This window comes from Mesobacillus harenae (assembly GCF_013343715.1).
Taxonomy (GTDB): domain Bacteria; phylum Bacillota; class Bacilli; order Bacillales; family Cytobacillaceae; genus Mesobacillus_A; species Mesobacillus_A harenae.
The window spans coordinates 108,320-121,224 of record NZ_JABUNR010000013.1; the positions used below are offsets into that span (position 1 = coordinate 108,320).

11 protein-coding genes are annotated in these 12,905 nt (G+C 39.1%); 2 read left to right on the top strand and 9 right to left on the bottom strand.

Annotated features, from left to right (window positions below; translation table 11 throughout):
* Positions 1 to 181: 181 nt before the first annotated feature.
* From HRJ06_RS16420 to HRJ06_RS16435, 4 genes are read right to left on the bottom strand one after another with little or no spacing between them, the layout of a single operon-like run.
* Entirely contained in the window at positions 182 to 898 is a 717-nt protein-coding gene (locus HRJ06_RS16420) for a LysM peptidoglycan-binding domain-containing protein (RefSeq protein WP_174734044.1), read from the bottom strand.
* Entirely contained in the window at positions 891 to 1,490 is a 600-nt protein-coding gene (locus HRJ06_RS16425; RefSeq protein WP_174734045.1) for a CPBP family intramembrane glutamic endopeptidase, read from the bottom strand. Before HRJ06_RS16425 ends, HRJ06_RS16420 begins: the two co-directional genes overlap by 8 nt.
* Positions 1,491 to 1,503: 13 nt before the next feature.
* Positions 1,504 to 2,997 carry a RecQ family ATP-dependent DNA helicase gene (locus HRJ06_RS16430; RefSeq protein WP_197969995.1) on the bottom strand — a complete coding sequence of 498 codons (1,494 nt, stop codon included), beginning with the start codon at positions 2,995 to 2,997 and terminating at the stop codon, positions 1,504 to 1,506.
* Positions 2,994 to 4,058 carry a YpbB family protein gene (locus HRJ06_RS16435; protein WP_174734046.1) on the bottom strand — a complete coding sequence of 355 codons (1,065 nt, stop codon included), beginning with the start codon at positions 4,056 to 4,058 and terminating at the stop codon, positions 2,994 to 2,996. Before HRJ06_RS16435 ends, HRJ06_RS16430 begins: the two co-directional genes overlap by 4 nt.
* 295 nt (positions 4,059 to 4,353) lie before the next feature.
* On the opposite strand from HRJ06_RS16435, the gene HRJ06_RS16440 reads away from it, so the two are divergent.
* Both HRJ06_RS16440 and serA read left to right on the top strand, forming a co-directional pair.
* A complete protein-coding gene (locus HRJ06_RS16440; protein ID WP_174734047.1) occupies positions 4,354 to 4,602 on the top strand; it encodes a ferredoxin in 249 nt (82 codons plus the stop codon).
* A gap of 401 nt (positions 4,603 to 5,003) precedes the next feature.
* Positions 5,004 to 6,578, top strand: a complete 1,575-nt coding sequence (gene serA, locus HRJ06_RS16445) for a phosphoglycerate dehydrogenase (RefSeq protein ID WP_174734048.1) — start codon at positions 5,004 to 5,006, stop codon at positions 6,576 to 6,578.
* 298 nt (positions 6,579 to 6,876) lie between these two features.
* Here serA and HRJ06_RS16450 read toward each other — a convergent pair whose 3' ends face one another.
* From HRJ06_RS16450 to HRJ06_RS16470, 5 genes are all read right to left on the bottom strand, one after another.
* A complete protein-coding gene (locus HRJ06_RS16450) occupies positions 6,877 to 7,809 on the bottom strand; it encodes a M23 family metallopeptidase (RefSeq protein WP_174734049.1) in 933 nt (310 codons plus the stop codon).
* A 443-nt stretch (positions 7,810 to 8,252) separates the two neighbouring features.
* Entirely contained in the window at positions 8,253 to 9,461 is a 1,209-nt protein-coding gene (locus HRJ06_RS16455) for a negative regulator of sigma-X activity (RefSeq protein WP_174734050.1), read from the bottom strand.
* Positions 9,436 to 9,987: an RNA polymerase sigma factor SigX gene (gene sigX, locus HRJ06_RS16460; RefSeq protein ID WP_174734051.1), complete on the bottom strand. Its 552-nt coding sequence runs from the start codon at positions 9,985 to 9,987 to the stop codon at positions 9,436 to 9,438. The genes HRJ06_RS16455 and sigX overlap by 26 nt, the downstream gene beginning before the upstream one ends.
* Before the next feature lie 363 nt (positions 9,988 to 10,350).
* Positions 10,351 to 12,138 carry an ATP-binding protein gene (locus HRJ06_RS16465; protein WP_174734052.1) on the bottom strand — a complete coding sequence of 596 codons (1,788 nt, stop codon included), beginning with the start codon at positions 12,136 to 12,138 and terminating at the stop codon, positions 10,351 to 10,353.
* On the bottom strand, positions 12,135 to 12,851 hold the full coding sequence (locus HRJ06_RS16470; protein WP_174734053.1) for a response regulator transcription factor: 717 nt from the start codon (positions 12,849 to 12,851) through the stop codon (positions 12,135 to 12,137). The genes HRJ06_RS16465 and HRJ06_RS16470 overlap by 4 nt, the downstream gene beginning before the upstream one ends.
* Positions 12,852 to 12,905 lie beyond the last annotated feature (54 nt).

A 12,905-nucleotide genomic window follows, 5' to 3' on the forward strand; every position in this document is an offset into this window, starting at 1 on the left:
GCTTCCTCCTCCTCTAAAACCATTATATGAACCTGTCCGAAAGGATATGATATTTAAGATATAAGCCTGCTTGTCTGCAAAAATTAGTTTGATTCAGGGTCTTAGTAACCTTATCAATTTAATCATGAACTGCTATTTTAAAAGAGACCAGCAATATTCCAACTGGTCTCTGCTTGTATCATTATAAAGGAATCGTTAACACCTGGCCGACCCAAATTTCATTATCTTTAATAGAATTCGCCTGTTTAATAATCTCTATTCCCTCTTGGGATTTATAATATTTCATAGCAACGCGGTAGAGAGTTTCTTTGGCCTGTACCGTGTGATACACAACCTGATCATCTGCTAAAGGCTCCGCGGGTTCGCCTTCAGTTTCGTCTATTTCCGGTTGCTGCTGTTCCCGGCTGGGTTCCTTAACAGCAGCAGGAGCCTTTACCGCTTCACCAGTTGAAACGGAGGAAGAAGGAGTGTTCTTATTTCCTTCTTCAGAATTATCCGCAAGGGGGGCAATTACAGGTTCAGCCCTGTTACCACCAGTTTCAGCAGTGTCGTTTACTTTCTGTTCTTCTTTATCCACAGGGGGGGCGGTCTTCTCTATTAAATTAACCATCTCAAAACCTTTTCGCTCCCCGGCAATAGAATCTAAAGCACTATTTCCAGTATCCGCGTCAAGATAGGAGTAGATACTGAAAATCGTTAATGGCAGTAAGATAAAGAATAGCACAAGCAGCCTAATCACAGGATATTTCAATTTTAATTTAGTTTTGGGTACTTTTTGTTGATGAACCTCACTTCTGGGCGGAAGGGTGCCTGAATTTTCATCCTCTGCTAATTTGGGCCTGTCAATCTTCTTCCTTAAGCGTTCAGCTTGGTCTCGATAAGGAGTTTCCTTATTCATTCAGCATCTCCTCCCGTTCCGGAGTTTTATATTTTATATATACTCCTAAAAGGAAATCTATCAAAAAATGCATAAAGATTGTCACTGATAAATTTTCCGTCCAAAGATAGATAAATCCAATAAAAAAGCTCAAAAGAATGATATTTAAAAATAAAAACCAGTTAAATAGGTAGCGGTAATGGACCAGAGCGAAAATCGTGCTGGAGATTAGTAATCCAAAGTGGGTTTGGATTACGCCACGAAAAAATATTTCTTCTCCCAGTGCGACAATAGCAGCAATAAAAGCGATATGAAGAATCTTTTTATTGCTAAAGATCCTTTTATTTAAGCCGCCATCATCATAACTTTTTTCCGGCAAGACCTTCATTAAGAATAGATCCGTCGCTACGATTAAAAGCGCTGCCGATCCACCAATCAATAGTATGTTAATATCGTTCCAATTAAATAATTGCAGGAATTCGGTAAAGTCATTAAACAAGAAAAAGCCAAAAATAAGCGAAAGCACCACAAGCAAAACCTGAGTTGCATAGAGGTGGAAAAGTAATTCCCTGTCCGAAAGCTGGTTAATTAATTCTGTATACTTATTTTTCATCTTGTCAGCTCACCTAGTTTAGTAATATCTGTTTCAATTCCTTTTTCCAATCAAAATTATTAACATTGCTTTTCTCCGGTTGGGAATTCTTTTTCAAAAAAGAATCGGTATTTATCCCGCACGAACTGCAGCAGTCTTCAGGAGGTTTTAAAGCAGATTCAGCAAAATAGTTCAAAACATACTCACGCTTGCAACTGGTTAGCTGGACCAAATGAAGCATCTTTCTGATTTTAGTTTTTTTAAGTTCTAATCTTTGCTCGATAAAAGTTTTTATTTTCTTTTTATATTCATCAGCTGTACTGCAGGATAAGTCTTCCATCAGCTTTGAGGCGACTCTCCACTGTGTATCTGTTAGACCGCAGTAATGCATGATTTCCTCTTTCTTAGACTCATGCACACTTAAATCAAAATCAGGGGCTAGCCATTCAATAAGACGGTCAATCTGAAACGGGTCTGGAAGTTCCTTTTCCGCAAGCTGATAAGCAAGCTGTTCATCACCTGTAGAATAAAGCAAAATCGCCAAACTCTTGTTTCCATCTCTTCCAGCTCTGCCAATTTCCTGAAGATATGACTCCAGCTGCATCGGCATGTGAAAATGAATAACATAACGGACGTTTTCCTTGTTTATTCCCATTCCAAATGCACTTGTTGCACAAATAACATCAAGTTGGCCATATAAAAATTGCTGCTGAATTAAAATTCTGTCTTCCTGCTCAAGGCCTCCATGATAAGCCATCACCCTGCTATTACCATGAGATCTCAGCATGCTTGCTGTTTGTTCTGCAACCTTTTTACTGGAGAAATAAATTATGCCCGGTCCTTCTAAATCCTGAATTAACTCCTGTATGCGGTTTGATTTGTCCTGAAAAGTTTCGGTATGTTCAAAAGACATTGAAATAGCCGGTCTATCGACAGAGTATATTATTTCATTGCAGCTTTGAAGATTTAATGAACGAATTATGTCCTCTCTAACTTCTTTTGTCGCTGTTGCAGTGAGGGCAAGAGTGATTGGATTTCCAAGCTTAGCACGGATCTCTCCTAATTTTAAATAATCAGGCCTGAAATCAAAGCCCCACTGTGAAATACAGTGAGCCTCATCTATGACAAAAAGAGAGATATTTATACTTTGCAGTTTTTCGTAAACTATAGGCATTCTAAGCATTTCGGGCGAAATAAAAACATATTTATAACTTTGCAAATTGGAAAGCACATTTTTTTTTTGATGAGGAGTCAGAAAAGAATTTAAGGCAACCACTCTTTTCTCTCCTCTTGCTTTCATTTGCTCAACTTGATCCTGCATCAGAGAAAGCAATGGGGAAACAATAACGACCAGCCCATCAAAGATATATCCTGGTATTTGATAACAAAGTGATTTGCCTGTTCCAGTTGGAAGCATAGCAAGAGCATGCTGCCCACTTAGGATAGTTTGCACAACTTCCTTCTGTCCGCTTCTAAATGTATCATAGTGAAAATGTTTTTTTAGAAGAGCTTCTAAGTTTATGTTCATGATTGATCCCCCAGCCTTGCCATGCTAAGACGAATTTCAAAATAATTGGCATCAGGAGCCTGTTCGCGAATATCCTTTAATTTCCGATAGGAAGCCACTGCTGCAACCTGCCCAATTCTCTGCTGTTTTTCTATAGTCACGTAGGGATTAATATCAAAATCCTTTACAGATAAAGCTATTTCTACAATATGGTCCTCAATTGTACTTTTTTTCAAATTCCTAATAGAAGCGACCTGCTCCAGTGTATAACCCTTTAACAATAGCTGATAAGTTTTTTCAGCCGACACTGTTATCGAAATTCCAAACCCTGACTCTGTAACCAGCGACGCTAATAAAGGATAACGTTCTTTATGGGTGGTGATACTATAGATCACAAAGTGCAGTACATTAAGAAATTGGAGATGAAAGTAGCTCAGTTCCACGCCAGCCCTCTCAGCAGCCTGACGAGAGGTAAGTCCGATTCTGTTATAGCCAGTTAACCTCATTACAAAAAAAGAGGGTCTTAATTCGTTCCTTATTTCTGATTCTAAGCAATCAGCTAGTTCACTATAAAGGTTTTCTGCCAAAGTTTCACGGCTGTTAGACTGCCTGATGATAAAGCTTTTCACCCATTCAATTGTTTCTTTTCTTCTTTGAACGGGTATATAACTGTTCTGATGATGTATAAGGTTGGAACAAACCTGAATCAGCAGTGTTAACCTTTCCCATAATGGACCTTCCATATGTTGATATCTCAAACCTTGCAAATACCTTGGTTCGGGATTCGCTGTCTGACTTTCTAAAAGCCTTAGTCCTGACGATGTTAATCTATATCGAAGAGGTTCGTGCTGTTTGCTCACAAGATCCATTTTTTCAAGAGTCTCAGCTGTTTCGGTAAGATCTTCCCGGCGAATAGAGGGAAATGAATGGAAGAAAGGCGAAAGCTCAAACAAATGTGCATCCTGGATCGTCTGAGCTGACTTTTTCCCCTGAAACAGATGATACAGAGAAGAGAGCGTTCTCTCACCATTTATTTGTTTAAGGCAATAAAGGATTATCATTTCAAAATAAGAAATCGTCATTAGAATCACCATTCAATAAAAAATTAGGAATGCATGCATGAACACTCCACTGTTATCATAATAATAATATTGGCATTAAACCTGTCCTATTAATTTTATTTTAGCATGAATATGCATGTAAGACTGTACTTTTTTGAATGACTATCTTTCTCAAAAGCTATTCTGATAAGCATTCTCATTACTTTTTTTATTGAAAAGTTGGTCATACAGTTTTACAATAAGTAAGAGGAATACGTTTCCGCGTTCGGAAGGGATACGTACGAGTAAATTGTTTAATACCTGGGAGGTTATATTCATGGCAAAGTACACTATTGTAGACAAAGAGACATGTATTGCTTGCGGAGCTTGCGGTGCAGCTGCTCCAGATATTTATGATTACGACGATGAAGGCATTGCCTTTGTTACACTCGATGAAAACGAAGGAATTGTAGAAATTCCTGACGTCCTAATAGACGATATGATGGATGCGTTCGAAGGATGCCCTACTGACTCCATCAAAGTTGCCGATGATCCATTCAATGGCGATGCATTAAAGTTCGAATAAATTTTTATCGTATGGCTCGAGCCCTTCATACCCTGAAGGGCTTTTGTCTGTTTGGAAACCACGATTGTTTTAAGTTATCACCAATCCTATTTGTTGTCTGTATCCTTTATAAGCACCTTGCATGCGTATAAATTGTTATTAGACCACCCCACACTTTTCGTCGGCCAGCAAAACAACTCGCATCTTTTGTTTATTTATTGTCGAATCATACGACTGCAACATAGAATTTATTAGCCTGGGATATCATAAGACCAGTCCAAAAAACTTTTTTTCTCGTTAATGTTATTAAATTAAGGAATGAAGCGTTTACATAAAAATATGAACATTTAATAGAAATTGACAGATGAATATTCGCCCTGTAAAATAATCAGAAAATTAGTGTATCTTTTAGGGGGATCGTTATGTATCAAATTCTTGTGGCTGATTCCATAAACAAAGAAGGGCTACAGCCGCTCTTAGAACTGAAAAACGCCAACATTATCCAAGAGAAAGTTGATTCACCTGAAGTCGACCTGAGCACAGTGGATGCTCTGCTAGTTCGAAGTGCTACAAAAGTTACTGACGAACTATTAGATAAAATGCCGAGTCTGAGAATTATTGCTCGAGCAGGTGTCGGTGTCGACAACATTGATGTTAATGCTGCTACCCGTCGCGGAATTATTGTGGTAAATGCACCAGATGGGAATACGATTTCGACAGCAGAACATACCTTTGCTATGATGGCATCGCTAATGAGAAACATTCCTCAAGCACACCAATCTGTAAAGAATTATGAGTGGAAACGCAACCAGTATATTGGCTCAGAACTTTATGGGAAGACGTTAGGAATTGTCGGGATGGGCCGGATTGGGACAGAATTAGCAAAAAGGGCAAAGGTTTTTGGCATGAACGTGAACGTATTTGATCCGTTCCTTACTAAGGAGCGAGCTAAAAACCTAGGAGTAGAATCCTCTGATTTAGAAACAGTTCTAAAACAGGCTGACATCATATCTGTACATACCCCTCTTACTAACGAAACAAGGGGACTTATTAATGAACAGACCCTTCCTTTAACCAAAAAGGGAGTTTACTTGCTTAACTGTGCCAGAGGCGGAATTATAGATGAGCTAGCACTCGCTAAGTTTATTGAAATGGGCCATGTCGCTGGCGCTGCTCTGGATGTTTTCGAAGTCGAGCCTCCAGGTGACCATCCGCTGCTAAAACTCGACAGCGTAATCGTAACACCTCATTTAGGGGCTTCAACAAGGGAAGCTCAGTTAAATGTTGCCACTCAGGTAGCACGCGAGGTTAGAGAGTACTTTGAAGAGAAACCTGTATCAAATTCAATCAACCTTCCAGCTATTTCTAAAGATGTATTCCAAAAGATCCGCCCTTTCCACCAGCTTGGCAAACAAATGGGTTCTATTTTATCCCAATGTATCAAAAAAGGGGTAAATGAGCTCAGCATTACTTATTCTGGGACAGTTGCCGATTTAGAAACTTCCTACTTAACAAAAGCATTATTGGCCGGCTTCTTTAGAAATCGAATCGATGTTAATGTGAATGAAGTAAATGCAATGCACACTGCTAAAGAACGTGGCATCACCGTTGGAGAGAAAATCTCTTCCAATACTCACGGTTACGCAAACAGCATATCCGTAACTGCTAAAGGCGAGGACAGTGTATTTACAATTCAAGGAACATATATTGAGAACTATGGGCCGAGAATTGTTAATTTGAATGGTTTTAATATCGATTTCCACCCTGAAGGAAATCTCCTCTATATTCAGCACATGGACCGCCCGGGTGTTATTGGCCGTGTTGGTCAAATAATTGGAGATCTTGGCATTAATATTGCGGCAATGCAGGTGGGAAGAAAAGAAGCTGGCGGTGAAGCGATCATGGTCTTGTCATTTGACAAACAAGTTGATGATAAAATTGTTGATATTCTTTCTAAATTGGATGATATTGTTTCAATCAATAGGATTTTACTCTAAAGGGATCGATAGGACCTCTTAGATACTCTTTTTAAAACGATAGCTCTCCTAATCAGAAGGCCGGAAAAATTTCCGGCTTTTTTTATGTTTACCTATTATAGAGTTCCAAGTTACGGATAATATGCGTTGTCTGCACCCTGCTCCAGCCCTAGCCAGTTTTCTGCAACCCTAGCTTCCATGAGTATCTTGCGAGGAGCCCATAGCCTTCGAGCAGCTTTAGGTCACATATGCTCACTAAAGTTCTTTTCCTTATCGCTCATGCAATTTAATATTTACCTTTAACTAATATTAAAGCAGTTTAATTTTGTGAGATTTTCAGGATTTGCTGAGGATGAATCCTGTCTGATTTTAGTTCATTTAAAGCCTTTAACTCTTTAACAGAAGTATTTGTTTTAGCGGCTATGTGAACGAGAGTATCACCTGCTGAAACGATATATTGTTTGGAATCATTCTTCTTCACGAAAAGCTGCTGACCAGGAATAATCTGGCTCCCTTTCACATCATTCTCGCTTTTAATCACCTCTACCGTTGAATCGTATTTTTGCGAAATAGACCAAAGCGTTTCCCCAGGCGAAACTGTATGAATAATTCCATCTACAGACTTCTGTTCTGTTTTATTGTCTGTTGGTTCGTAGATGTTAGGGTCTTGGCTTTTCAGTCCAGCTGCAGCCTCCATTGTTGAACGACTATCCCGTCCTGCACTTGCTGCGTATACTGATTGCCCTACTTCTGCCTCTCCCAGAGCTACAGCAGGATCAAAGGCATTTTCTTTGCCGTAGGTCCACTTGTTCTGATGAACCTCAAAGTGAAGATGAACACCGGATGAATCACCAGTATTCCCCATCTGTCCGATTTTTTCTCCTTGCTTAACAGGTTGTCCTTCAGTTACAAGTCTTTTATTTAAATGTGCATACACGGTTTCAAATCCATTTTCATGTGAAATAAATATGACATGTCCATAAGAATAAGAGTAATAGGATTTTGTAACCACACCATTATCTACCGAATAAATTGGTGATTTAAATTCTGCTGCAATATCAATTCCTTTATGATTACCCTGTCTTGTGCCGAATCCATCAGTGATTACCCCATCTGAAGGCCAGATCCAATGAGCAGTTACTTCCTCAATATTAACAGTTTGAGCCTGAATACTTTTCCCGCCCAGAAACAGCAAGCTTATAAAAAAAGCCATAATTCCCGCAATCAGGAATCGTTTTATGTAGTCTCTCATTTTTTTCCTCCTTAACATTTGTACTTCTATCCACCCTATGACAAGCCTTTTTAGAATAGAACAAACTGTCATCGGCAGAGGCCTTCAAAAAGCACATTTGTTATTATGTGGAAAGTCTTCACTCTTTTATGCATAAAAAAGGAAAAAGATTAGATAAGCAGTCGGTCCGTTGATGCTGACATCTTTCCGGATTGAATGAGCCAGCGGAGAAAAGAATTAAAGCACAAGCTCTTCGGAACAAGCAAAAAAAACATCTTGTTCCTGCGAAAATCATGCAATTAACAGTTTTCCTTAATGGCCAGCCCAAACAAACCAAATGCAAGCCGGCTGTTTAGCTTTGACAAACGCAGGAGAGGCTTAAACATCTGGAGGGAATCGCTTTCGAGGGGCTAGACATTGGAGCTAGATCGCATTCAATTAAAAAAGGGCCAAACATTGGCCCTTTAATTTCGAATCTCTCTTTTATTAGGAGCAATAGGAAGCTTTATTTCCTCATTAAGGTTGAACGGGCCTAAAGTATCTGTCTCTGCCCCAACAACTTTCACTGCTTGAAAACCAAAACTTTTAGCTGTTAGCAGCATAGCCTCAAAACTATGCAGCATATTTTCTGTTAATTCTGTTCCTTCTTTAAGTGTTATCTGTAAGGTTGCTCCCTCAACTCCACTTAGCTCGTGGACTTTAATTCCAGCTGGTATCGATGCTCTTAAGCCAGACGTTTCGTGATCCTTTGTCATTTGATCATACGCAGCATCAATCGTTTTAAAGTTCTCCGTAAATGGAACAAGATAAGGGACACTGCTGTCAGGCAGATAGTAGAAGAAATAAGCTTGGTTTCCTGGGTCCTTTATAGAGATTTCTTTAATTTCTCCAAAATTGCCAAATATCGCGCCGTCATTACCATCTGTATACAGGTTTATTTTCTCGACATTTAAATTTTCGAAGGTTTTTTCCATAGCTGAAAAAAACATAATTTCATTAGCAGATCCTATCCCATATTGATGATCTTTTGGAAGATCTGCTTTAACCGTTTTAATAGAAGGATCAAAGCTTAATTCGGCGTTTAGTGGGTAAAAGTCGGCTAGTCCCCATTCTTCTTCTCTTAAGCTATCCATCGTATCTTTATATTGATCAAAATCACTTTTAGTTTTATCTTCAGGAACTACTACACTAACAGGGATGGTAACCAAAGCATTAGGGTCAGGGATAGCGTAAGTAAGAACTTGGCTTCCATTCAAATCCTCCTCATAAACTGCTGTAACACCCAAATTTGCTTCTTTAGCCTCAGCAAGGGAAGTGATCTCCTCCTCCTGACCTGCCGCCTCAAACATACTTGCTGAGTCTGCTTTATCTGTATCTGCAAGTATAGTGTTGGCAGATTGGTCATTTTCACTTGTATCATACGCAGAAGAATTCTGTTCGCTGCTTTCTTGCATACTAAAATTCCAATCCAGAAGAGTTGGCGCTAATATGATGAACAGCAGGGCAGCCGCCGATGCTGCTAGCCCAGGAAAAAGCCAAACCGCCCGTTTCTTTTTTTCTACTTTGGAAGCAATATTCTGATAAATATCACGAGGATCACGTTGATCTTTTATCTTTGGCATTTGCCGAAGCATTTCTTCAAGCTGCTTATCGCTCAACTCTGACTTCCTCATCAGATAAACCCTCCTTTTCTATCCTATCTTCCATTAATTTTTTTAGTGCCTTAAGAGCCCTATGCTGTGTTGTCTTTACCTTACTTTCCGTCCATCCAAGGGATTCTGCTGTTTCAGTAATTGTCAGTTCTTGAATATAGCGAAGAATAATAACCATTCTTTGGTCTATCGTACACTGATCGAGACATTTATACATGAATTGGGTATTTTCATTTCTTAGCGCTAGCTCTTCTGGCATTAGTTCATCGTCTTTAATATCCTGAGTAGTGAAGTCGAACTTCTCTAGTATTCTCTGCTTCCAACCCTTTTGTTTCCGAAAATGGTCGATCGCTACATTCCGGGCAATGGAAAAAAGCCAAGTCTTTTCACTGCTTTTTCCTTCAAATCTTCCATAAGATTTTAATACACGGATATAAACCTCTTGAACAAGGTCCTCAGCTAATTCCTTATTTTTCACCATATAAAATAAAAATTGATACACGTCATGATGATATTTGGCATATAAGTCATCAAAAACGGAGTTCATAAGGCTGCTTCCTCCCCGTTCATTTATTTAGTCGGATTTTATGTATAAAAAGTTACATATTTTAAATATATTCCACTTTGATTGAAAAAGAAAGACTGTGAATGGATTGCTGCAGGAAAATTTTGTAGGATAATCCTCTGTTTTACGAGGATTCTATGGGAGACTACAGAAATGCTTGCGTGAAGCTAAGTGTGTTAGCAGGAGCTCAAAGGGAAAGTTTAACAAAGCCATATAAATATCGTCTATTGTCCTCTAACCCTAGCCTAAAAAAGAAAAAAGCCCATCTCTGTAGCAGGATGGGCTTTAAAGTTCTCTTGCCATATGTTTCTTGTGAATCAAGAAAAGTCGGCAAAAAACTGGCTATTAATCAAAATTTCGTGGAATAAAAAAGGAAAATGTCGTACCTTGACCCAGTTTGCTTTTAACCGAAATGTATCCCTTATGGGCTTCGATAATATTTTTAGCAATTGCTAAACCTAGACCAGTGCCAGCACGGCCACGGGTTCTAGCCTTATCTGCCTTATAGAATCTTTCAAAAACAAATGGAAGATCTTCTTCTGGTATTCCTTCTCCAGTGTCACTAACCTCGATAACAAGGCCCCATTCGTCCATTCTTTGCTTAACGGTTACGTGCCCAGCTGCAGGAACATGCCGAATGGCATTATCAATTAAATTTGTAAGAACTTGTTCAATTCGATCTGGATCAAATTTAAAGGATTCATCCTTGTCTTCAAGCTCAGCATACAGTTCAATACCATTATCTTTTGCTAACCCTTGAAATTTATGAATTATCCTATTGATATAGGGACCAATCTCAACTGGTTCGGCCGAAAGCAAAATATGGCTTGATTCCATACGAGCAAGGTCGAGCAATTCGTTTACGAGCCTTCCCATTCGAAGAGATTCATCATATATAACTCTAGCCATATCCCTTTTTTCATCATCTGTTTCAGCAATTCCATCAACAATTGCCTCACTGTAGCCCTGCATCATTGATATAGGGGTTCTTAGTTCATGTGAGACGTTAGCAATAAAGTCTTCCCGAAGCTTGTCGAGTTTTCTCTCTTCAGTCATATCCCGAACCACTGCAACTGCTCCGCGTATAGCCTTTTTGTTATAAAGCGGACTTACAATAATCACCCATGTGCGTCCCTGGAAGGCGATTTCACCTATCTGTTCTTTTTCCGTGCTTACAGATAACTGGAACAGTTCCATCAACTCAGCTGGGAGTGAATCGGCTTCATTCACTCCTTTTTTGTGTTGATCATAATCGCCGTAGCTAAGAAACTGCTCAGCAGGAGGATTGGTAATTAATATAGTTCCATCTCTGTTAAAAGTGATGACTCCATCAGCCATGCTGCTTAAAATACTAGCTAGCTGTTCCTTTTCCTGACTTAACGCATTCATGTTAAATTTCAGCTGCCGTCCCATTTGGTTAAAGGCTGTTGCCAGCTCGCCAATTTCATCGTGCGTCAAAATTGGTACCTTCGTATCAAACTTGCCTCTTGCAACTTCAAAAGCGGCTTCTCTCATTTTCCTAAGCGGAGCAGTAATTCTTGTTGATAGGAAAAAAGCAAATATAGTTGTTAATACAATTGCTACTCCAGCCGCAAGCAGGATAAATTTCGTTGTCTGCTGTGTTGTTTCCTTCATTACCTTTAGAGATTGATAAACAAACACCGCACCATTTTCCCATTCACCGTTCTGAATTGGGGCGCCGATTATTAAATATTGCGTATCTCCATTGCCATCACCTGAGGGAGAAAACGACACCTTGTCTATTGTTTGGTTCTCCTCAAATACTCTTGATAGCTGTTTGTCGTTCAGTATATAGGATACAGGTAGCCTGCCCGATTCTTGAATATTAGGGGAATAATAATAAGTGTCATAGTCCTCTATTACCACCACCCCTGTAACGTCATCAATAAGCTCCCAGGTAATTTCCAAACTGATCGGCATTTCATCTGAATTGTGCTCAGATAATATTTTTGAAATTTTTAAAGCTGTGTTTGTTAAATCACTTCTCGTTTCATTAACATGATAATTTTCAAAGAACTCTAAAAGCAAAACGGTCAGTATAAAAAGTACAAAAGAAACGAGTAAAAGGATAGTAATCCATAGCTTACCAACTACACTACGCCAAAACATCATTCATTGACGACCTCAAACTTGTATCCTACCCCCCATACTGTAACAATCATTTTAGCAGCCAGCTCGGACACTTTATTGAGTTTCTCACGAAGCCGCTTAACATGGGTGTCTACGGTCCTTAAATCTCCAAAAAACTCATAGTGCCAAACTTCCTTTAATAATTGTTCTCTGTCAAACACTTTATCTGGAGCTTTGGCAAGAAAGTATAAAAGTTCGTATTCTTTTGGTGTTAAACTTACATCTTTTCCGTCGGCAGTTACACGGTGAGCGTCGTTATCAATAGTCAAATGTGGAAAAACGATTACATCTTTTGTTGTCGTCTCAGTCTGTAAATAGCTGGTACTCGACGAGCGGCGCAGCATTGCTTTGACTCTTAAAACTACCTCTCTCGGGCTGAAAGGTTTAACAATATAGTCATCAGTTCCAACTTCAAAGCCTTGAACTCTATTAACTTCTTCTCCCTTGGCAGTAAGCATAATCACTGGGGTAGATTTTTTCTCTCTTAGTTCCCGGCATACTTCAATTCCGTCTTTCCCAGGCATCATTAGATCTAGCAATATTACGTCATAATCATTGGCTAATGATTTTGCAAGTGCCTCATTTCCGTCCGCTGCCTCTTCAATAATGTAGTTTTCACGCTCTAAATACATTTTTAGCAATCTTCTAATTCGTTCTTCATCATCTACAATTAATACTTTAACGTCTTTTTCCATAGGATAACCCCCCTGAAAATAATTTTACATACTCAAGTTAAAGCTTTCTGTGAC